Source organism: Spirosoma agri (assembly GCF_010747415.1).
Taxonomy (GTDB): Bacteria; Bacteroidota; Bacteroidia; order Cytophagales; family Spirosomataceae; genus Spirosoma; species Spirosoma agri.
On sequence record NZ_JAAGNZ010000002.1, the window covers coordinates 1565342 to 1584830 of the forward strand.

The following is a 19489-nucleotide window of genomic DNA, read 5'->3' on the forward strand; positions in this document are numbered from 1 at the left end:
GGTTTGGTTAGGTCAGGGCATCGATTGCGCCAGCTCGGGTCAGATCGATCCGTAGCGTAACGCGGTAGTACTGATCCGTAATGTCCTGTTCGACGCTATGCCGCCCGGCGTACAGCAATGCTAGCCGCTTTCGCACATTCAGCAAGCCGACCCCACCCGATTTGCGGGCTACTGTGACCGTTGGTCCGTGACTAATGCTGTTTTCGACCGCAAACAGAAGCGTATCGGCCTCCATCGCTACGCTGACGAGCACATAGGAACCCTCGGCACCCGATCGGATTCCGTGTTTGAACGCATTTTCGACGTAGGCTCCTAGCAGTAGGGGGGCAATCATGTAATCGGTTAGCGTTTCGCTTACGTCGACGTCCACGAAAAGACGATCACCATGCCGGGCCTGTTCAAGAACAATATAGCTTTGCAGGTAGGCGATCTCTTCCTGGAGGAGCACCTGCGTGGCGCTGGTCATATCCAGGTTGTACCGCATCAGTTCGGCCAGGCGCAGAACCATGTCAGCCGCTCCCTCGTCAACGCTGACGACGTGTGAATAAATGCTGTTGAGTGTATTGAAAAGGAAGTGCGGACTGACCTGCGCTTTCAGGAAATCCTGCTTCAGAATAGTATTGGCCTGATCGAGCAACAGGCGGTTTCGCTGGAGCTGAAATTGCTGCTGGCGCAGAACAGCCGTATCCTTAATGACTTTGAGCGTCAGAAAAATAAAGGGGGAAAAAACGCTGAAAATAAAATTCCAGAGGAAGACCCGTAAGGATAGAAACGGGCCGAACCAACCTTTCCCCTCAAGTAGCGAGCGAATTTGCGTGATGTAGCGGATCGACTGCGGATAGGTCGGATCAACGGTAACGATCATTGTCCGGTTGATCACGTATACGATCCAAATACCCAGCATGATCCAGAGCAGGAGCCACCCCAGCCGACGTTTGTACAATAGACGCGGCAACAGCCAGTAGCCCATCAGGTAGTAAATGAGCAGATGCTGGGTCAATAGCGTAAGACTGAACACCGTAAACACCGGCCAGTCGTTACCGACCGATAACGTGGCCATGCTCAGTGCAACCGCAATGATTGAGCTGATAATCAGAACCCGGCCAACGCTGCGGACCAGGCGACGATGGCGAATAAAGGCGGCAACAAATCGATTGAGTATACCCGATTGAGAGGGACTCACATAAGATTTTCTTTCATGGCCTTCCATACAGATTCCCGGTAGGTAACACCAATCGGTACGCGTTTCCCATCGGTCGTTGTGATCAGATTTCCGTCAATTTCCCGGATTGCTCCCTTTCGAACGATGTAGGATCGGTTGACCCGCAGAAAATCGGCCGACGGCAGCATCTCCTCGATTTTTGTCATGGTCATGTGCGTAACAATCGTGCGCGTCGGCAAATAAATCGTCAGGTAATCCTTCATCGCTTCCACAAACACAATTTCTTCCGGCAAAACCTTAATCAGCTTTTTGTCTTCCTTAACAAGAAAGAAATTGGCGGGCGCGTTTGGGCTAGCGGGTAGTTCGGCAGCGCGTCCGGTCGGTGGTGGCGTAAGTGGAGGCAGGCTAACGATTGGGGCTGCTGACGGCTGTAACTTCGAAACGGCTTTATTGATGGCCCGCAGAAAACGGTCGAACGCAACGGGTTTCAGCAGGTAATCAAGCACCTCAAGTTCAAAGCCTTCCACGGCATATTGCGGAGACGCCGTGACCATAATGACCTGCGGTCGGGGTGAACTGAGCGTCCGCAAGAACTCGATACCCGACATTTCGGGCATTTCTACATCCAGCAGAATCAGATCGGGTTGCACCTGTTGGATTTCCCAGAGTGCTTCAACGGCATTATAACTTTGACCAACCAACTCAAGAAACGGAACGCGCTGAATGAACTTTTCCAGCACGGCCCGTGCTGGTTGTTCATCATCAATAATAAAGCATTTGAGGGTTAATGCCATAGAATCAGTGGACAGATAGCAAGGTAATCCTTAATTGTATAAAAAAAAAGATGCGCTAACCGCCAGTCCTGTAAATCGTAAATGGACGCTCAGTCAGCCGTTTCAGCGTACGGAGTACCCGGAATTATGCACCTATAAAAAGTGGTTTGCCGCTTCGTTACCCCAACCCAATCCGGCCGTTGATGAAGAGTTGGCAAACCACTTTCTAGATAACGTTCATCGTTTGTTCCTTAATTTTCTCCAGTTCGTCTTTCATCTGCACAACGAAGCGCTGAATGGCCGCGTCATTGGCTTTGGAACCAATCGTATTGATCTCACGTCCAATTTCCTGCGAGATGAAATTCAGTTTTTTACCATTCGCTTCTTCTGTTGCAAGCACTTCCAGAAAATAGTCGAGGTGATTGCTGAGCCGAACTTTTTCTTCGGATATATCGAATTTCTCGACGTAGTAAACGAGCTCCTGTTCAAAGCGGTTGTGGTCGAACGTCTCGCTGTCCAGCAGTTCTTTAACAGAGTTTCGCATCCGGTCCCGCACGGCAGGAATCCGTCTGACGTCCTGTAGTTCAATGTCCGCCAACCGATCGGTAATGATCTGGATGTACTGCTGAAATTTGCTTTCCAGCACGGCCCCGTCCTGCCGACGGAATTCGTCACACCGCCGAATAGCCTCTTTTACGGCTGATAGCACAGTTTCCCAGTCGGATGAGTCAGCGGTGGTATCGTTCGATTCCGTCAGGTAGGCGTTGGGCTGTTGCAGGGCCAGTTGAAGAACGTCGCTATCGGGAATGCTCATCAGCATACCGTTCGCGGTCTCTTTCAAATCGCTGACGTAAGCACCCACCAGCGGTCGGTTGATGGTTACGCCGGGCCGTATGGCATTGGTACGGGTCAGATTCAGCGATAATTCGACCTTGCCGCGCTCCAACTGTTGCGTCAATAGCGCACGCAATTCAATTTCCTTATCCGAAAACTGCCGGGGAATCCGGCAATAAATATCTAAGAATTTAGAGTTGAGGGTTTTTACTTCAGCCGTTACCGATAGACTACCAGCTTCTACCGTTGCGTTGCCGAAGCCAGTCATGGATTTGAGCATTTGAAAAGGGTTTATAGGTTGTAATACCGGGTTTCGTCGTTGCGCGGCCACGACGAAACCCGGTATTATTTATTTCTCGACGGATTGATTGCTAAGTGAATTTTCTTCCAGATCTGCAAATTCCTTACGCTGTCGGGCCACATCGATAGCCGTATAAATCGCCTGTAGCATCGACGTTTCATCCGCCAGATTCTTACCGGCAATGTCATACGCCGTGCCGTGGTCGGGTGATGTTCTGACGGCAGGCATTCCCGCCGTGAAGTTGACCCCATCCTCAAACGCAATGGCTTTGAATGGAATCAATCCCTGATCGTGATACATAGCCAGCACCGCGTCGAACTTCAGATAACCCCGAGTACCGAAGAAACCGTCGGCAGGGTAGGGGCCAAACACCATCTGCCCTTTGTTGCGCCATTCGGCAATGACCGGTTTGATAATATCCTGTTCTTCGTTGCCTAGCAAACCCTCTTCGCCCGCATGTGGATTCAGCCCCAGTACGGCAATTTTCGGTTTTTCGATGCCAAAATCCTGTCGGAGTGACGCCATCATCAGCGATAACTTTTGCGAAATCCGCTCCTTCGTTACGTTCTGCCGAACCCGGCCAAGCGGCACATGACCCGTGACAACGCCTACTCGTAAGCGTTCGCTGACCAGAAACATCAGGTTATCGTCAACACCGAATTCCTGCGCCAGGTATTCGGTATGACCCGGAAACTTGAACTCGTCCGACTGGATGTTGTATTTATTGATCGGTGCCGTAACGAGGGCATCCAGCTTCCCTTCTTTTAGATCGTCGACCGCGCGTTGCAAACAGGCCAGCGCTGCCTGCCCGGCATCGGCCGTTACCTGGCCCGGCTGAATATCCTGATTCTGATCGGGCCAGCACGTAATGACGTTGGTCATTTTGTGGCTGATTTGCCCGATCGTTGGGGCTCCGTTCAGGTTCCAGTCTTTCAGGTTCAGTAGATTACGATAACGGTTTAGCACGCGCATAGATCCGTAGATGACGGGTGTGCAAATTTTCTGTAACCGATTATATTGCAGGGCTTTAAGGATCACTTCGGGACCTATTCCGTTGTAGTCGCCGAGGCTGATCCCGATAACCAACCGTTCGTCGCGGATGTCGGTTCCGGTTTCACGGAGGCTACGATCCTGCGAATCAGCATCGTCATCTATAAAGTCCCCATTGTCGGAGGGCTGGCGGTCCCGGTTGCCTGCGTTGCGGGGTTCGGACGCACTGCGCTCGCGGTTCCCCGTACTACGATCCCGATCCGTTGGGCGGGAATCGCTTCGTTGATTCTGGCTGCCGTCGCGGGGCTGGCGTTCCTGCCGGTTTGCGTCCCGTTGTCCGCGTTCCTGCTGACCCCGTTCCTGGGTTCCTCGTTCGGGTGCGTTCGTATCCCGTGGTGTACGGTCACGATCCTGCCGTTGCCCCCGTTCCTGTTGTGCTCGATCAGGCGTAGTGCCATCCCGCTGCCCCCGTTCCTGAGAAGCGCGTTCAGGGGCATTCGCATCTCGTGGTGCCCGCTCCTGCTGAGGCCGGTCGGTCGGACTCACGTCCCGTGGTGCTCGTTCCTGCTGGGGCCGGTCGGTCGTACCCGCTTCTCGTGGTGCCCGGTCAGACGTACCCGCATCCCGTTGTTCGCGATTGGGCGTTCCTGCATCCCTGTCCTGCCGGTTATTTTTCTGATTGTCGTCCCGTTGTCCGCCCGGACGGTTGTTTTGCTGGCGGTTATCCCGCTGGTGCTGATTACGTTGATTACCCTCCCGTTGAGTGGGACGCTGTGGCGTTTCCCGCTGATCGGTTGCTGGCTTCGCATTCGCTGGCTGGCTATCGGCTGGCTGATTGCCCGTGTCGGGACTGGCTGGCTGGGGCGTACGAATTTCGTTTGGATCGTCGGATTGGCGTTGTTCCATCTACTTTTATTAGTTTCGCCAACTAGTTTGAATGGACGTTGGATACTCTATTTTAGATACTGGACTTTGTTCCTCCGCTATCTACGATGTAGCGTCCAATGTCTTTAATGGTCGCAAGTTACGAAAACCCCACGGATGTCCCAGAATCAGCGTTCTATTCTCATTGCCGACGAAATGCACCCGTCGCTCTTTGCCATGCTCGACGAAGCGGGCTTTAGTTATGATTACCAACCAAAAATCACGCGGGAAGGGCTGCTTGACCAGTTAGCTACGTTCGACGGGCTTATTATTCGCAGTAAAACAACCGTCGATAACGAGGTTTTTAGTAAGGCTCCTGCGCTGCAATTTATTGGTCGGGCCGGTGCTGGTTTGGATTTAATTGACCTTGAGGAAGCCGAACGCCGGCATATTCGCGTGTTTCATGCCGGTACGGGCAACCGGGACGCTGTAGCCGAGCATATGGTCGGGATGCTGCTTGGCCTGCTGGCCAACATTCTGAAAGCGGACCGGGAAGTACGACAGGGTATTTGGGATCGTGAAGGAAATCGCGGTTATGAGCTCGGCAGCCTGACGGTTGGACTGATTGGCTATGGTAACAACGGAAGTGCAACGGCCCGTCGGCTGAGTGGTTTCGGATGCCGGGTGATGGCCTACGACAAATACCTGACCGATTATGGCGATGCCTTCGCTGAAGAAGCCACGTTGGATCAGATCATTGCCGAAGCCGATGTGTTGAGTCTGCACGTTCCCTTAACGGATGATACCCGGATGATGGTCAACGATGAATTTATCGGTCGATTTGCCAAACCGTTTTATCTGGTCAATGTGGCGCGGGGTGAAATTACGTCGCTATCGGCGCTGGTTCGCGGCCTGGAAAATGGTAACGTGCGGGGCGCATGTCTCGATGTGCTCGAAAACGAAAAGCTGGCGAAACTAACTCCCGATCAGCAAGCGTCGTTCGATTACCTGCGTCAGTCGGATCGTGTAGTGCTGACACCCCACATTGCGGGCTGGACCCACGAAAGTTACGTCCGAATCAATGAAGTGCTAGTCCGTCAGTTGATTGATTTGTAGTGTTTAATCAATAATTGATACGCCGTATCTTGGAGACACGGCGTATCAATTATTGATCTTTCGGAGTAGACAATAGAAATAAAAAATCATCCGGAGTTAATACGCCAATTGCTGGAAATGGCTGTGATTTCACAACGTTGAAGTGGCTGTCATACGTAATAATGTAGTCGGCACCCGCCATCAGACCCGCATCAACAAATTTGTTATCGTCCGGGTCAGCTTCAATAATGTTCCAGATAAACGGAGTGTCAACGCGAATTACACCAGGTAGTTTTGTTAGAAACTCCAGGAAGTTAGTAGCAACAATCTCATTTGTTTTACGAGACAGGATTTCCTGGTATTCAAGCAAAATAGCTGTGCTGACAGCCAGTTCAAACTTCCCTAGAACTAGTGCTGTAATAATAGTCCTGAACCGTGATACTTTAGGAAGTGCTGCCAGCAAGACATTCGTATCAATGATAACCCTCATTTCTGCGGTTGATAGGGAGTGCGCTCGTGCCCTTTAGCCCACTCTTCAATTGTGTTTGCATTCCATTCATTTTCTTGCCAAAGTTGATCCATCTCAGTGTCAACCTTAGTCAAGAAATACTGGGCCAGTAGTTGTCGAATTTCGACCAATTGCTCGTCTGGCAACGTATACGAAAACGTTTTAAGAAGCTCTAGTTGAACATTAGTCAGTTTAGCAGCAGGCATACTATACAGTTTTGTTAAGTGAATATAACAATTTTATTCTAACAATGATCCAATAAAAAAGCCCGGCCACTTTGCAGGGGCCGGGCTTTCGGATTTAGTTATCGATTACAACCGGGCACGATCGATCTCCGCATCGAGGTTGGTGAAGGCAATCTCACCATCCTGGTTAAGCTCCATTAAGACCACGGACTCTTTTTTGACCGTGCTGGCGAGAATCGCTTTGGACAGTTCGTTGAGAACGCGACGTTGCAACACGCGTTTCAGCGGACGGGCACCAAACTGCGGATCGAAACCTTCTTCACCGATTTTGGTAAGCGCTTCTTCCGTAGCGTCGAGCTGAATGCCATTTTCGGCCAGGCGTTTCTTGATCTCATTGAACTGAATATCCACGATTTTGCGGATGTTAGCCTGCGTCAGCGGCTCGAACATCACAATTTCGTCAATCCGGTTCAGGAATTCGGGCCGGATCGTTTGCCGCAGCAACTCCATCACCGCCGACTTCGCTTCTTCCAGAACCAGCGAATGATTCCAGCCTTCATCGTCGGCAAACTTCTCCTGAATCAGGTGGCTACCGATGTTCGAAGTCATGATAATGATCGTGTTCTTGAAGTTGGCCACGCGTCCTTTATTATCGGTCAGACGACCTTCATCAAGTACCTGCAAGAGGATGTTCCAGACATCAGGGTGCGCTTTTTCGATCTCGTCAAGCAAAACCACCGAATAGGGCTTCCGACGTACGGCTTCGGTCAGCTGACCACCTTCGTCGTAACCAACGTAGCCCGGAGGGGCACCGATCAACCGGCTTACTGCGTGGCGCTCCTGGTATTCCGACATATCGATCCGCACCATGGCGTTCTCATCATTGAACAGGTATTCGGCCAGCGTCCGGGCAACTTCTGTTTTACCAACGCCCGTCGTACCAAGGAAGATAAACGAACCGATAGGCCGTTTGGGATCCTGCATACCGGCCCGGCTCCGACGTACGGCGTCCGCAACAACTTCAATCGCTTCGTGTTGTCCGGCTACGCGTTTGCCGAGTACTTTCTCCAGGTTAAGCAGCTTCTCGCGATCACTTTGCAGCATCTTCGACACTGGTATGCCCGTCCATTTGGCAACCACTTCGGCGATGTCTTCTGAGGTCACTTCTTCCTGCATCATCCGCTCCGACGCGTTGTTATCCGCATCGTCTTTATCCAGCGTATTGAGTTTTGTTTCGAGTTCCGGAATCCGACCGTAACGAATTTCGGCAACTTTACCGTAGTCACCCGCGCGTTCGGCCTGTTCGGCTTCAAAACGAAGTTGATCAAGCTGTTCTTTTAGCGTGCGCCCTTCATTGACCGACGCTTTCTCGTTTTCCCACTTGGCTTGCAGGCTGTTCCGTTGCTCGCTCAGGTCGGCAATCTGCCTGTTCAACAGGGTTTCTTTTTCTTTATCGTTTTCCCGCCGAATCGCTTCCCGCTCAATTTCCAGCTGCATAATCCGCCTGTTTAGTTCGTCGAGTTCTTCGGGAACCGAGTCCATTTCCAGCCGTAGTTTAGCCGCTGCCTCATCCATAAGGTCAATGGCTTTGTCGGGTAGAAAACGGTCAGTGATGTAGCGCGTTGATAGCTCAACGGCGGCAATGACCGCATCGTCTTTGATCCGGACACCGTGGTGCAGCTCGTATTTTCCTTTGATACCGCGCAGAATCGAAATGGCATCGGCCATGTCCGGTTCATCCACAACTACGGCCTGGAAACGCCGTTCGAGGGCTTTGTCTTTCTCAATGTATTTCTGATACTCTTTCAGCGTAGTGGCACCGATGGTATGGAGTTCACCACGCGACAGCGCTGGCTTGAGCAGGTTGGCTGCATCCATTGCCCCTTCGCCACCACCCCCGGCACCCACGAGTGTATGAATCTCATCGATGAACAGAATGATCTGTCCGTCGGAGTCGGTCACTTCTTTAATAACTGCTTTCAGCCGCTCCTCGAACTCGCCTTTGTATTTAGCACCGGCAATGAGCAGCCCCATATCGAGCGAGATAATGGTCTTGGTTTTCAGGTTCTCAGGCACGTCGCCCGACACGATGCGTTGGGCAAGTCCCTCAATGATAGCCGTTTTACCAACACCGGGTTCACCGAGCAGAATCGGGTTGTTTTTGGTCCGACGGCTCAGGATTTGTAGTACCCGCCGAATTTCTTCGTCGCGACCAATAACCGGGTCAATTTTGCCCGACCGTGCCCGTTCGTTGAGGTTGACGCTATACCGTTCTAACGATTGATATTTTGCTTCTGCGTTTTGGTCTTTCACCGAATTTCCTTTTCTAAGTTCGTTGATTGCTGCTTTCGTTTGTTTTTCGCCGAAACCAGCATCCTTCAGTAGGGTTGCAATTTGGTCTTTGCCCGCCATAAGGCCCAGCAACATCAACTCGACGCTTACAAATTCATCGCCGAATTCTTTCGTGTAGTTACTGGCCTTGGCTAAAGCTGTGGTGGTGTCGTTACTCAGGTAAACGCTTCCGTTGCCTCCCGAAACCTTTGGGTAGGTAGTCAGAATGGCCTGTAACGCGGCAGTGGTATTCTGTATGTTGACGCCAAGTTTTTTGGTGATGAATCCGATAACGTTCTCATCTTCCGACAGGATCGCCTGGAGCAGGTGACCCGTCTCGATTCCTTGCTGGCCGTTGCCGAGGGCAATTTCAGATGCCTTCTGGACAACTTCCTGTGCTTTTACGGTGTAATTCTTAAAGTCCATGACAGTGAAGGATTAGGTTATTACTGTATGACTATACGTTAACAAAACACAGGCCGCAGTAGTTTTTCGGTCATTTTGGCGGGAGTTTGCTAATTTATAGCATTAATTGCGCCATATTGTCTCATAGTATGCATTCATTCAAGATATCAGACGAGTACAATCAGCAGTTTGTATTTGTTACTCAGACAGATGACGAAAACTGGTTGCCGTCTTACAACTTTGATATAGAAATTTGTACGAAGAAAGTACACATCTTCAGTAAACGTGTATGGTTTGACGATAAGGAACATAACAGTTTTTGTAAGTCAATTGGAAAATCTGGATGCGACGAGAACGGGGTTCGCTCAGCTACCATCATTTTTTGATGAGCAATTTTTAATGCAACTCAAGACGATTAGCGCAAATGGACATATCGCTGTTGCCATAAAATACGACGATGGGAACGATCTGTATGACTTTGGCTTTCGTGAGGGTTTAGCCATTTATTTTGAGATAGACTCTACTCAGCTTTATGCGCTTAGAAATTACTTCATGAGGGCAATGATGCGCTAACGGCCGGTAGTAAGTCAGCAACCCGTTTGTAGGTAGTGCGTAAGAGTTAATTTTAATACCAACTGATTCATTTTTTTTGTCAGAAATAACGCGACCGTATATAATGCTTACATCCATCAGAGGCACCTACGAAGACGGCCAGATTACGCTGGACGAGCAACCTCCCGTAACACGCAAAGCTCGCGTGATCGTGACAATTCTGGATGAAGTCGCCAAGCCAGTAATTCAGTTTGGCCGTATGAAAGATAATTTCTGGATGACAGATACCTTCAACGATCCAATTGATGATTTGAATGATTATATGTAATGCAAATCTTACTGGATACGCAGGCAATCATTCGGTCACTTGAAGACGGAAACAAAATTACATCGAAGGCGCAGGACGCCATGCTGTCGGCCGATGCGGTCTTTGTTAGTCCTATAAGTTTCTACGAGTTAGCGATCAAACTTCGTATTGGTCGGGATATAGGCTCTAAGCGACCATTGGATGATATCATTACCGAATCGTTGGCATCTGGCTTTCAGTGGTTACCATTGCAACGTCATCACGTAGCGGCTTACCAGCAAATACTACTTTTTGACAATCACCGCGATCCTTTCGATCGAATGATGCTGGCAATAGCATTGGCTGAAGGCTTGACTGTTGTTTCTGCGGACCATAATTTCCCACTTTACAACGATTTGGTTGACATACTGTGGTAAACGCAGTACTTACCACCTATAGCGTCTGCCTGGCTACAGCCCTCACGTATGAATTAGCTAAGATAGAGTTGTTTGGACGAAATTAGGACAAAGAGGTAGGCTCGCCAGGCTAGTTAAGCTGAATGATAGCCATTACAACACAAAAGCCGCCCTGTGAAGAGCGGCTTTTGTGTTGTCTGAACGGACTTAATCTAATCCTTCGGCCTCTATGGGCTTCATCCGTTCGCGAACGATCTCGGCCTGATGCGGCTCTGACGTTTCGATGCCTTCGGTAATTACCTCGGCCTCCGCGTCGTGAACGATGATTTTGTCGTACTCCTTAAACTTGCCTCTGGGGAGCCAGTAGGCCAATAGACCTACATAAACGGCTGCCAGACTTGCAGCTGTCCAGCCAACAACTGGTTTGTTCCACTGCCGGTTCGCAATACCACCGAAAGCCGCTACGAACGGAACCATATACCATGGGTCGTTGAGTTGTCGGGCGATCAGATAGCCAGCTCCGGCTGTAGCGCCCAGAATACCGGCGGCAACGGGCTCGTCACGTTCCTCGTCGCGCTCCCACCAGCCGAGCGTGAGCAGCGTGTTGGGCGTACCAACAACGGTTGCTGCCGTTAGCCAACCCGCGTAAAGACTGACTGGAATCCGAAGGTATTTTTCGGGTGTGGGTACGTCGGTTTTGCCGATTTCCAGACTCTGATGTAAAGCCAGTGCCGCCGGTAAATTGAACTTGGTCGTCAGGTCGGAGATGACAATGCTCTGTGGATCGTTCTGCGAAAAGAAACGACCAAAAATGGCATTGCAGGTCAGGCTTGTCCACCACCACGGAAGCGCCTTCTGGTAACGCGGATTAAACACCTGTGACGGCAATGCCTGATGAACCAACAGAGCGCCCAGTCCGGTGTAAATCGTTGACCAGACGACGCCAAACGCCCAGCCAGCCGGAACGATCAGGTTCTTTTCGAAAACGTGTTGATATTCGACCGGAACGTCATACTCGTGATCTGAATCGTCCGGGTCTTCCTGCTGACGCTGGCGGCTCTGCTGGCGGGACTGACTGCTCGAAAGCGTTGTGTAAAGAATACTACCGACAGCGAACACGGTTGTCGCAATACGCCAAAATGATGAGTTTTTCATGACAAATCTAGGATTGGGAGGGTGTGCCGACATCGCTTCCAGTGAAGACTTCGGCGCACCCAATCAATGAGATCAGGCGACTAGTTCCTCTTCTGCTTTTTTCGCTTTGGGAGCAAGCTCTTCGGCTTTTGATTTTGCATTCTGATAGACATCGGCAACCGTGTCCAATACAGACGATAGTGCGTCAGAAATGGCATTGCCTGCTGACTTTGCTTTATACCGGTAGCGGGCTTTGTCGTAGACACTGGTGTTGTTATAGGCCACGGTCAGCGCAACACCCGCCAGTACCGCAATGCCGAAACCGATTCCCCAGGCTAGCTTGGGTGACATATCGTTGTCTGCATCCGGTTCCGGCTTCGGTAACATTTTGCTGTGCATAAGCGAAGCCAGCGCTTCCTGTGGCGCTACATAAGCAAGCACCTCGTATGATTTATTCTTCAGTCCGCCTGGAACAATTTTCGGTTTGCCGGCCATCAATGCCTCATAACCGTCTTTCGCGACCATAACGGGGTCTTGTACTTCGTCAGTCACTTTGGCGTTCTGTGCGCCCGCTTTGTTGAAAAAGTCGGTGTCGGTCGCGTTTGGCAACAGCGCGGTGATGGTCACATTCGTATCTTTCAACTCGTTGACCAGTGACTGCGTGAAGTTGTACACGTACGCTTTCGTTCCGGCGTAAACCGCCATCAGCGGAGAAGGCGTGATGGACAATAAAGAAGCCAGATTCAGGATTTTCCCTTCATTACGAGCCAGCATGTCGTACAGAAACAGTTTGGTCATTTGGGTCAGGGCCAGCACGTTGAGGTGAATCATGGCTTTTTCACGTTCCCAATCGGTATCGGTCGCGAATAGACCGTAGAGTCCTACACCCGCATCATTGACCAATACATTGACCGTTATATCTTTGGCTTTAACCTGATTGTAGACGTCCTGAGCGGCATCTTCTTCTGACAGGTTCTTTTTGATGACGGTTACCTGCTGCGTACCGTAATTACCTTTGAAGACTTCCGCCAGACGATCCAGCGTATCGTCGCTACGACCAACTAATACCAAATTATACCCATCCTGCGCGAAAAGTTTGGCAAGTTCCTGACCGATTCCACTAGAAGCTCCGGTGATCAGAGCGGTTTTTCCTGTTACTGAATTCATAACGTTCGACTGGTTAGTGAGTAACCTAGTGAACTACGGTGGCTGAAAGTTGTTTTGATTCTCCGGTGTTTATCGATGGCGGGAAACAACTCGAACTAGTAGTTTTTCTAACTTTTTTGACGAGGTTTCGGGAGCCATTCATCGCAGGATCGTTGTGAAGAAGGGCGTCTGTTTCACGCTCAACCAACTACCATGAAGACTAGTATGAAGACGTATGTAGTGGCTCTTATGCTGATGGGTCTGTTGTTCGCGGGCTGTTCGCCGTATCGGATCATCCGGAATCAAACCGATCAGTCAGCAACCTGGTCGGCATACCGAACGTTTGCCTTCGTCGATACCAATCGCATCGACCCTACGCCCCGCGACGCTTATCAGGCGACGGTTGAGGAAATAAAACGAGCTGTAGCTGCCGAATTAGCCAATCGCGGTTACCAGCCAACGAAGGACAATCCTGATTTGCTGGTCAACATTGGCGCGGTGATAAGCGAAAAAACACAAACGCGCCAAACAACGATCAACGAAGCACCCCTCTATACCGGGCAACGGCGGTATCAGTGGCGCAGCCAGGAAGTGCCGGTTGGTACCTATCAGCAAGGAACGGTCAGCTTGCATATCGTTGATGCCCAGCGCGATGCGCTCATCTGGGATGTAGCGGTGTCGAGTGTGGTTAACCGCAAGCAGGTGACGCCCGTACAGATTGGGGAAGCTATCCGTAACGTTTTTGCTAAATTTCCCGGAAAGCGTTCCTAACTAAAATTACGCGGAATGGCCCACAGAGGCACAACGAGCACAGAGGTTTAAACTACGGTAAATCTCGGTATTCGTTGTGCCTCTGTGGGCCATTCGTAATCGGCCAATTCGGTTAAGCTATTGCTCTTTCTACTTTCGATTTGGCACCAGCAACTGTACTGCTTACCGAATCAGCGACGGATTTAACGGCGTCTTTCGCTGAATCGACAGCCTGTCCGGCTTTATACCGATAGCGTGCCCGATCAATCACGTTGCCCAGTTTTACCCCTTCAGTCCAGCCGTTGTGGTTTTTGTATTTCGAGGCAATCACAATACCCGCCAGGGCAACAGCCGCGATGCCGATACCGATGGCCAGTGCCGATGATTTCTTCTCCGATTCCGCTTCGGCCACGCTCTTCATCTGCGACCGAGCCGCCTGACTTACCACTGAGTCGGGCAGGACGCGGAAAGCCGCAGCCTGCATCTTCGTCGAGAAACCAGCAATTACTTTGTCTTTGCCTTTTAGCAGTGCTTCGTAACCTTCCTTCGCTACGTCAGCCGGGTCCATGGAACGCGCCGTTTCCTGAGCAACCGTGTTTGACGCACCGGCTTTGTTAAAGAAATCCGTATCAGTGGCGGGTGGCATCAGGACGGTGATCGTGATGTCGGTGTCGTTTATTTCGTTGCGTAGCGCTTCCGAAAATGAATAGATAAACGACTTGGTTGCCCCGTAAACCGCCATGAGTGGGTTAGGCATGATGGAGGCAATGGAACCAAGCATCAGGATTTTGCCCTCGTTGCGCTGCACCATATCGTTCAGGAACAGCTTCGTCAGATGAACCAGCGCGGTCAGATTGACCTGGATAACGTTCAGTTCTTTTTGCAGATCCGTTTCGGTCGCGAATTTGCCATACTCGCCAAAACCCGCGTTGTTGACAAGGGTGTTGACGGTTATATTTTGCCGACTCACTTCGTCATAGATCTCCTGAGGAGCCGCCGGATTGGACAGGTCTTTTTCAATAACCGTTACTGACGAGGTGCCGAACTGCTGCTTAAACTTGTCGGCCAGATCCTGTAGCTTGTCTTCGCTACGGGCAACCAGTACCAGATTATACCCGTCCTTAGCGAACAGGGTCGCCAGTTCCCGGCCTATGCCACTTGATGCGCCCGTAATGAGCGCTGTTTTTCCTACTTCGGTTGTCATACCCGTTGAGTAAATTGATTAGGTTTCGTTTACTCAACCCGGCAGATATGAAGTTGTTTGATGACTGAGCTGTTGGACCAACGGCTTAGTCATGTGTACGAACGACCCGTTGGCCGGAATCACTTATTTGACAACAACTTTCACAATGATCTTGCGGAGCGTTGGCTTTGGCACGGCGGATGTATCGTTTCGGGCGACACCCGTGCCTCGGCCAAGGGCATCAATCCGCAAAAAATCAATACCGGAGGTCATCAGTTGCTGCTTGATCTGGTTGACCCGCTTGAAGGATAAACTTTTATTGGTGATGCCTCTCTGCGCATCGTTCGCATAGCCGACAAGCTGGATCTGAAGCTGCGGGTGTGTTTTCAATAAGGTCGCTAATTCACCGACTACGGCCTGAGAACCAGCCGTCATCGATAGCGAGCCAGGGTAATAAGCAAGGCCCGCCAATGGAAATGCTCGTCCTTTGGGCAGGGCTGGATTGCTGAGGTAAGGCGTCATCTGCTGGGTCAGATTACCAGCCAGAGCACCTGGTTGAGCTGCTAAGGCGGCTGTCGTAGCAACGGGTATGGTCGCCTTGGGCTTCGGCTTCGCTGTCGTATCGATGGGGACCGCCAGCGACCGGGTGACGGTGTCAGCCTGAATGGTGTCGCCCGTGATCGTGGTTACATCACTGGCCTGTTCGGAGGTAGACGAATGATTTATGGTGTTCTGATACACGTAATAAATCACAACGGCGAGAAGCCCGGCGATCAGCAGCCCCATTCCCCATTTCGTTAGCGCCCCGCTGTCAGTATCCGAATCGTCGACAGGATCGTAGTTAATAGATGGGCGGGTAACGGTAGTGGTCGACCGTGATGCCGGACTGGACGTGGTAGCGAATGAACGTCCGGGCGCTTCGGCTGTATTGCGCCGTGCCGGAACAGCCAGACCGCTCATAATTTGCTGAAGACCAACTTTCTCAACGAGTCGGGGAAGAAAATCTTCAGGAACCGTAGTGACAAAGGCGTCCCGTTCGGCGAAGAGCGAAGAGGCTAATCCATCAGCGTCCAGTTTCTTGTCTTTTACCTGCTTGCCCAGGACATGCAGGACGATAGAACTGGTTAGACCGAGCAACGAGATCGCCGACGAATTACGAATACCAGCATAACTGGAAATCATGCTGCCAATGGAGCTTTTCATGGCTGGCAGCAGATGACTGATCACTTCGTCGCCCTGGTTGATGAGCGCATAGGTTTGCGTGGCATCCTTTAAAACGTTGGCTAGATTGTCAGTCAGAGAACCGTCGTAACGGCCTTTCTGAATATGATTAAAAAGCTGATTAACACCTATTTCGGTCGTGGTCCGTTTCATCAGTCCACCCACGATCGTATAAACAAGACCATTGACGGCTCTGTTTGTCTTTTCGGTCGGCTCGTCAATATAGGCCGCAATACGCGTCAGGACGTCCGGATTCAATACTTCAGTTAACGTGGCAAACAAATTCATAGAACGAGTTTCAATCAGGCAGTCTGTAGGGGTAACTTCTCACATCACAACCGAAAATCGGCACATATACCCCAGGGTAAGTCCCATGGCGATAAAATTAGGTAAGGTTTGGCAAAGGACACATAAAGCTTACCGATAAAATTCCCGATTTCACCGTTTGGGTAACCGCTCTATAACTTCCTGGTATTCTGTTTCGACATCCCGAAGCCGATTTTGACAGAAGGTGATCAATTCGGTGGCTAATCGAATTTTTCCGGGCAGCTCATCGAGTGGAACCTGGTCATTTTCAATTTCATCGACCAATGTAGCGAGCTGATCGTAGGCTTCCTGGTAAGTCATAGGTGCGTGTTTAATAGGCAATTTTTCAGATGGCTGGCTCGTCATCTAATCACTGGTTACAGTAACAACTCCGTCAGCCATCTGTATCTGAAGTGTTTCGCCGGATTGGATCGTACTTCGTTGGGTCAAAATATGACCGTTGCGCAGAATAAGTGCGTAGCCACGACGAAGCACGTTGGCCGGATCGAGGTGGCGAATGGTGACGGCTTTCTTTGCTAGATCGGTGTGGCAATCGCGGAAATAATTGTGCATAACGAACCGAAGCCGTTCGGTTTCAGTATCAAGTTGTTCGCGGGCCGTTTGCAGCGCTTCACGAGCGGCTACACTCAGTCGGTCGCGCAGATGAAGGCAACTTTCCTCAAACTGGCGGTTGTGTTCAAGCAGAAAGGCGGCTGCTTTCGTGGGCGTTTTGACGCTCTCGTGACAAAGCAAATCCGTAATGCTGACGTTACGCTCGTGCCCAATACCAGCCAGAATAGGGATACCAAACCCGGCAACGGTTTCCCCCATTAGATACGTATCGAACGAGCCGAAATCGAGCTGTGAGCCACCCCCCCGCACAATGATCACGGCATCATAGGCTACACCACTCGTTCGTATGCGCTCCAGCTGGTCGCAAATGGACTTTTCGGCTCCTTTTCCCTGAACCTGCGTCAAATACTCATCGACCAGAAAATTATAGCCGAACGGATTCTGTGTTAACTCGTGCCGGAAATCGCGCCAGCCATCGGAGCCGGGGGCGGCAATCAGGGCGAGTCGCTGCATCACGGCGGGGCGGGGCAGTAATTGATTGGCCGTAATGTACTGACCCGCTTCGAGCCAGACCAGATCAGGATGATTGAGCACGAGGGCATCCAGAACAGCCTGCCGTTCGCGCTCCAGATTCCCGAGCGTGTAGGACGGATCAATTTTTAGAATCTCCAGTCGTAAGCCATAAACTGGATTGAAGCCTACGGAGACGAGCAGCAAGACCTGAATATTACGGGCAAACCCCACGCCGGTAGCGCTCTCGAACTCCCTGATTGTGTGGTAATGTTTCCGCCAGATGGCCGCATCGAGCTTGGCCAGTGTTTCCTTGCCGGTCGATGAGCCGGTCGTATCGCGTTCAACCAGCGTCAGAAAGCAATAGCCTCGATCCGGATAATTCTTAATGTCGCTCGTTTCGGCAATGACCCAAACCGCTTTCTGCCCGAACGCTTCGTCGATAACGGCTTCGAGTGTAAAGGCTAAATCAGAAAGACGGATGGGAGACATAGTGAAAAAAGCGAGTGAGTGAAAGAGTGAGTGAGCTATTGAGTGAATAACTAATGAGTCGTATTTGCCCGTTCACTCACTCGCTTTTTCGCCAGATTATAAGCCTTCGAACTGTCGCAGGAAGCGAACGTCGTTTTCAGTATACAGCCGCAGGTCGTTCACTACGTACTTCAACTGGGTGATGCGCTCGATACCCATACCGAACGCGAAGCCCGTATATTCGTCCGGGTCAATGCCACAGTTGGCAATAACCTGCGGATCGACCATACCCGATCCGGCAATTTCGACCCAACCCGACTGTTTGCAGATATTACAGCCTTTACCACCGCAAATCTGGCACGAAATATCGATTTCGGCGCTTGGCTCCGTGAACGGGAAGTAGGAGGGGCGGAACCGTATCTGCGTACCCGGTTCAAACAACTCTTTCACGAAATGATAAAGCGTGTCTTTCAGGTCCTTGAACCCAACATTGCGGTCGATATAAATACCTTCGACCTGGTGGAACATGCAGTGCGCCCGTGCCGAGATAGTTTCATTCCGGTAAACCCGTCCGGGCATAATGGAGCGGATAGGCGGTTTCTGGTGTTCCATCAGGCGTATCTGCACGTTCGATGTATGCGTCCGCAACAGCATATCGCCCGACGGATCGTTGTCCTTCTTATCGACGAAAAACGTGTCCTGCATGTCGCGGGCCGGGTGATTGTCGGGGAAATTCAGCGCGCCGAAGTTGTACCAGTCTGACTCGATTTCCGGGCCGTCGGCCACATTGAAACCGATACGTTCGAAAATCTGGATAATTCGTTGTCTGACCAGGGTTAACGGGTGCTGCGTACCGGTCAGGTTGGGAACCGTCGGCAGCGTCAAGTCAACGGGGGGAGCACTATTGGCCGAAGTCTGCTGATCGTCTACATGCTGACTAAAGGCGTCGAAACGTTCCTGCGCCAGATTTTTCAACCCATTGAGTTCCTGTCCAACGGCGCGTCTGTCGGCTGCCGGAATGGTTTTCAGTCCTTCGAACAACTCGGTTATAACACCTTTGCGACTGATGAACCGCATCCGAAATTGTTCCAGCTGCTCTTTTGAGGCAACCGTATAGTGATTAATCTCTTCGTATATGGCTTTAACGTTCTCCAGCATAAGCTACAGGTTGATCAGTCTTTTTACCGGCAAAGATACGTAAAACCGGCAGAGCAGCCATTGTTAGTTGCCAGCCATACGTACCGATTGAGGTCATACTTGCTCAGCTTTACGAAACAGATGCCCTCGTAGTAAACAAATATTTCCGCCGAGATTTGTTGAGTAAGCGGCAAAACTACACTGAAATATAGATATTTAGAAAATAATATGAAGAAATTGTCGTCTGTGCACTAAGTAGGACTGATTCTTGTGCTTATACTCAGTAGAATACACACTTAGATTACACAATCCGTCGGTGGATCGGTAGAATAAGTCCCTGAAAGTCAATCTCAAAG

At 50.8% G+C, this 19489-nt stretch carries 19 protein-coding genes; 5 read left to right on the plus strand and 14 right to left on the minus strand.

Features of this window, described 5'->3' with window-relative positions; all coding sequences use genetic code 11:
• Positions 1-7: 7 nt before the first annotated feature.
• From GK091_RS23055 to pdxA, 4 genes are all read right to left on the minus strand, one after another.
• Entirely contained in the window at positions 8-1183 is a 1176-nt protein-coding gene (locus GK091_RS23055) for a sensor histidine kinase (RefSeq protein WP_164042445.1), read from the minus strand.
• On the minus strand, positions 1180-1956 hold the full coding sequence (locus tag GK091_RS23060; protein ID WP_164042448.1) for a LytR/AlgR family response regulator transcription factor: 777 nt from the start codon (positions 1954-1956) through the stop codon (positions 1180-1182). Before GK091_RS23060 ends, GK091_RS23055 begins: the two co-directional genes overlap by 4 nt.
• 205 nt (positions 1957-2161) lie before the next feature.
• Positions 2162-3049, minus strand: coding sequence for a YicC/YloC family endoribonuclease (locus GK091_RS23065; RefSeq protein WP_164042451.1), 888 nt, complete (start codon positions 3047-3049; stop codon positions 2162-2164).
• A 69-nt stretch (positions 3050-3118) separates the two neighbouring features.
• Entirely contained in the window at positions 3119-4966 is a 1848-nt protein-coding gene (gene pdxA / locus GK091_RS23070; protein WP_170312768.1) for a 4-hydroxythreonine-4-phosphate dehydrogenase PdxA, read from the minus strand.
• A gap of 135 nt (positions 4967-5101) precedes the next feature.
• On the opposite strand from pdxA, the gene GK091_RS23075 reads away from it, so the two are divergent.
• Positions 5102-6040 carry a 2-hydroxyacid dehydrogenase gene (locus GK091_RS23075; protein ID WP_164042453.1) on the plus strand — a complete coding sequence of 313 codons (939 nt, stop codon included), beginning with the start codon at positions 5102-5104 and terminating at the stop codon, positions 6038-6040.
• A gap of 49 nt (positions 6041-6089) precedes the next feature.
• On the opposite strand, the gene GK091_RS23080 is transcribed toward GK091_RS23075, so the two are convergent.
• From GK091_RS23080 to clpB, 3 genes are all read right to left on the minus strand, one after another.
• Positions 6090-6509, minus strand: coding sequence for a putative toxin-antitoxin system toxin component, PIN family (locus GK091_RS23080; protein WP_164042455.1), 420 nt, complete (start codon positions 6507-6509; stop codon positions 6090-6092).
• The gene (locus tag GK091_RS23085; RefSeq protein ID WP_164042457.1) at positions 6506-6733 is read right to left on the minus strand and encodes a hypothetical protein; all 228 of its coding nucleotides are present in this window, start codon (positions 6731-6733) and stop codon (positions 6506-6508) included. Before GK091_RS23085 ends, GK091_RS23080 begins: the two co-directional genes overlap by 4 nt.
• Before the next feature lie 105 nt (positions 6734-6838).
• The gene (clpB, locus tag GK091_RS23090) at positions 6839-9469 is read right to left on the minus strand and encodes an ATP-dependent chaperone ClpB (protein ID WP_164042459.1); all 2631 of its coding nucleotides are present in this window, start codon (positions 9467-9469) and stop codon (positions 6839-6841) included.
• A 309-nt stretch (positions 9470-9778) separates the two neighbouring features.
• On the opposite strand from clpB, the gene GK091_RS23095 reads away from it, so the two are divergent.
• The 3 genes from GK091_RS23095 to GK091_RS23105 all read left to right on the plus strand — a co-directional run bounded on the left by GK091_RS23095 (position 9779) and on the right by GK091_RS23105 (position 10723).
• Positions 9779-10021 carry a hypothetical protein gene (locus tag GK091_RS23095; protein WP_164042462.1) on the plus strand — a complete coding sequence of 81 codons (243 nt, stop codon included), beginning with the start codon at positions 9779-9781 and terminating at the stop codon, positions 10019-10021.
• A gap of 103 nt (positions 10022-10124) precedes the next feature.
• On the plus strand, positions 10125-10328 hold the full coding sequence (locus GK091_RS23100; protein ID WP_164042464.1) for a DUF2281 domain-containing protein: 204 nt from the start codon (positions 10125-10127) through the stop codon (positions 10326-10328).
• Entirely contained in the window at positions 10328-10723 is a 396-nt protein-coding gene (locus GK091_RS23105; RefSeq protein WP_164042466.1) for a type II toxin-antitoxin system VapC family toxin, read from the plus strand. The genes GK091_RS23100 and GK091_RS23105 overlap by 1 nt, the downstream gene beginning before the upstream one ends.
• A 186-nt stretch (positions 10724-10909) precedes the next feature.
• Here GK091_RS23105 and GK091_RS23110 read toward each other — a convergent pair whose 3' ends face one another.
• Positions 10910-11857 (minus strand): TspO/MBR family protein, encoded by a 948-nt coding sequence (locus GK091_RS23110; RefSeq protein WP_164042468.1) that lies wholly within the window; start codon positions 11855-11857, stop codon positions 10910-10912.
• A 72-nt stretch (positions 11858-11929) separates the two neighbouring features.
• Positions 11930-13003 (minus strand): SDR family NAD(P)-dependent oxidoreductase, encoded by a 1074-nt coding sequence (locus GK091_RS23115; protein WP_164042470.1) that lies wholly within the window; start codon positions 13001-13003, stop codon positions 11930-11932.
• 192 nt (positions 13004-13195) lie between these two features.
• On the opposite strand from GK091_RS23115, the gene GK091_RS23120 reads away from it, so the two are divergent.
• A complete protein-coding gene (locus GK091_RS23120; RefSeq protein WP_246202362.1) occupies positions 13196-13753 on the plus strand; it encodes a DUF4136 domain-containing protein in 558 nt (185 codons plus the stop codon).
• Between the two features lie 112 nt (positions 13754-13865).
• Here GK091_RS23120 and GK091_RS23125 read toward each other — a convergent pair whose 3' ends face one another.
• The 5 genes from GK091_RS23125 to pheS form a co-directional block, all read right to left on the minus strand.
• Positions 13866-14936: an SDR family NAD(P)-dependent oxidoreductase gene (locus tag GK091_RS23125; RefSeq protein WP_164042472.1), complete on the minus strand. Its 1071-nt coding sequence runs from the start codon at positions 14934-14936 to the stop codon at positions 13866-13868.
• Positions 14937-15059: 123 nt separating this feature from the next.
• The gene (locus GK091_RS23130; RefSeq protein WP_164042474.1) at positions 15060-16424 is read right to left on the minus strand and encodes a DUF937 domain-containing protein; all 1365 of its coding nucleotides are present in this window, start codon (positions 16422-16424) and stop codon (positions 15060-15062) included.
• A 150-nt stretch (positions 16425-16574) separates the two neighbouring features.
• Positions 16575-16763 carry an exodeoxyribonuclease VII small subunit gene (gene xseB / locus GK091_RS23135; RefSeq protein WP_162391239.1) on the minus strand — a complete coding sequence of 63 codons (189 nt, stop codon included), beginning with the start codon at positions 16761-16763 and terminating at the stop codon, positions 16575-16577.
• A 45-nt stretch (positions 16764-16808) separates the two neighbouring features.
• A complete protein-coding gene (locus tag GK091_RS23140) occupies positions 16809-18017 on the minus strand; it encodes an exodeoxyribonuclease VII large subunit (protein ID WP_164042476.1) in 1209 nt (402 codons plus the stop codon).
• Between the two features lie 96 nt (positions 18018-18113).
• Positions 18114-19154 (minus strand): phenylalanine--tRNA ligase subunit alpha, encoded by a 1041-nt coding sequence (gene pheS / locus GK091_RS23145; RefSeq protein WP_164042478.1) that lies wholly within the window; start codon positions 19152-19154, stop codon positions 18114-18116.
• Positions 19155-19489 lie beyond the last annotated feature (335 nt).

Excerpts from the sequence above, each read along its gene's own strand:
- GK091_RS23060 (WP_164042448.1), bottom strand. The coding sequence starts at position 1,956 with ATGGCATTAACCCTCAAATGCTTTATTATTGATGATGAACAACCAGCA.
- GK091_RS23065 (WP_164042451.1), bottom strand. The coding sequence starts at position 3,049 with ATGCTCAAATCCATGACTGGCTTCGGCAACGCAACGGTAGAAGCTGGT.
- pdxA (WP_170312768.1), bottom strand. The coding sequence starts at position 4,966 with ATGGAACAACGCCAATCCGACGATCCAAACGAAATTCGTACGCCCCAG.
- GK091_RS23075 (WP_164042453.1), top strand. The coding sequence starts at position 5,102 with ATGTCCCAGAATCAGCGTTCTATTCTCATTGCCGACGAAATGCACCCG.
- GK091_RS23080 (WP_164042455.1), bottom strand. The coding sequence starts at position 6,509 with ATGAGGGTTATCATTGATACGAATGTCTTGCTGGCAGCACTTCCTAAA.
- GK091_RS23085 (WP_164042457.1), bottom strand. The coding sequence starts at position 6,733 with ATGCCTGCTGCTAAACTGACTAATGTTCAACTAGAGCTTCTTAAAACG.
- clpB (WP_164042459.1), bottom strand. The coding sequence starts at position 9,469 with ATGGACTTTAAGAATTACACCGTAAAAGCACAGGAAGTTGTCCAGAAG.
- GK091_RS23100 (WP_164042464.1), top strand. The coding sequence starts at position 10,125 with ATGCTTACATCCATCAGAGGCACCTACGAAGACGGCCAGATTACGCTG.
- GK091_RS23105 (WP_164042466.1), top strand. The coding sequence starts at position 10,328 with ATGCAAATCTTACTGGATACGCAGGCAATCATTCGGTCACTTGAAGAC.
- GK091_RS23110 (WP_164042468.1), bottom strand. The coding sequence starts at position 11,857 with ATGAAAAACTCATCATTTTGGCGTATTGCGACAACCGTGTTCGCTGTC.
- GK091_RS23115 (WP_164042470.1), bottom strand. The coding sequence starts at position 13,003 with ATGAATTCAGTAACAGGAAAAACCGCTCTGATCACCGGAGCTTCTAGT.
- GK091_RS23120 (WP_246202362.1), top strand. The coding sequence starts at position 13,196 with ATGAAGACTAGTATGAAGACGTATGTAGTGGCTCTTATGCTGATGGGT.
- GK091_RS23125 (WP_164042472.1), bottom strand. The coding sequence starts at position 14,936 with ATGACAACCGAAGTAGGAAAAACAGCGCTCATTACGGGCGCATCAAGT.
- GK091_RS23130 (WP_164042474.1), bottom strand. The coding sequence starts at position 16,424 with ATGAATTTGTTTGCCACGTTAACTGAAGTATTGAATCCGGACGTCCTG.
- xseB (WP_162391239.1), bottom strand. The coding sequence starts at position 16,763 with ATGACTTACCAGGAAGCCTACGATCAGCTCGCTACATTGGTCGATGAA.
- GK091_RS23140 (WP_164042476.1), bottom strand. The coding sequence starts at position 18,017 with ATGTCTCCCATCCGTCTTTCTGATTTAGCCTTTACACTCGAAGCCGTT.
- pheS (WP_164042478.1), bottom strand. The coding sequence starts at position 19,154 with ATGCTGGAGAACGTTAAAGCCATATACGAAGAGATTAATCACTATACG.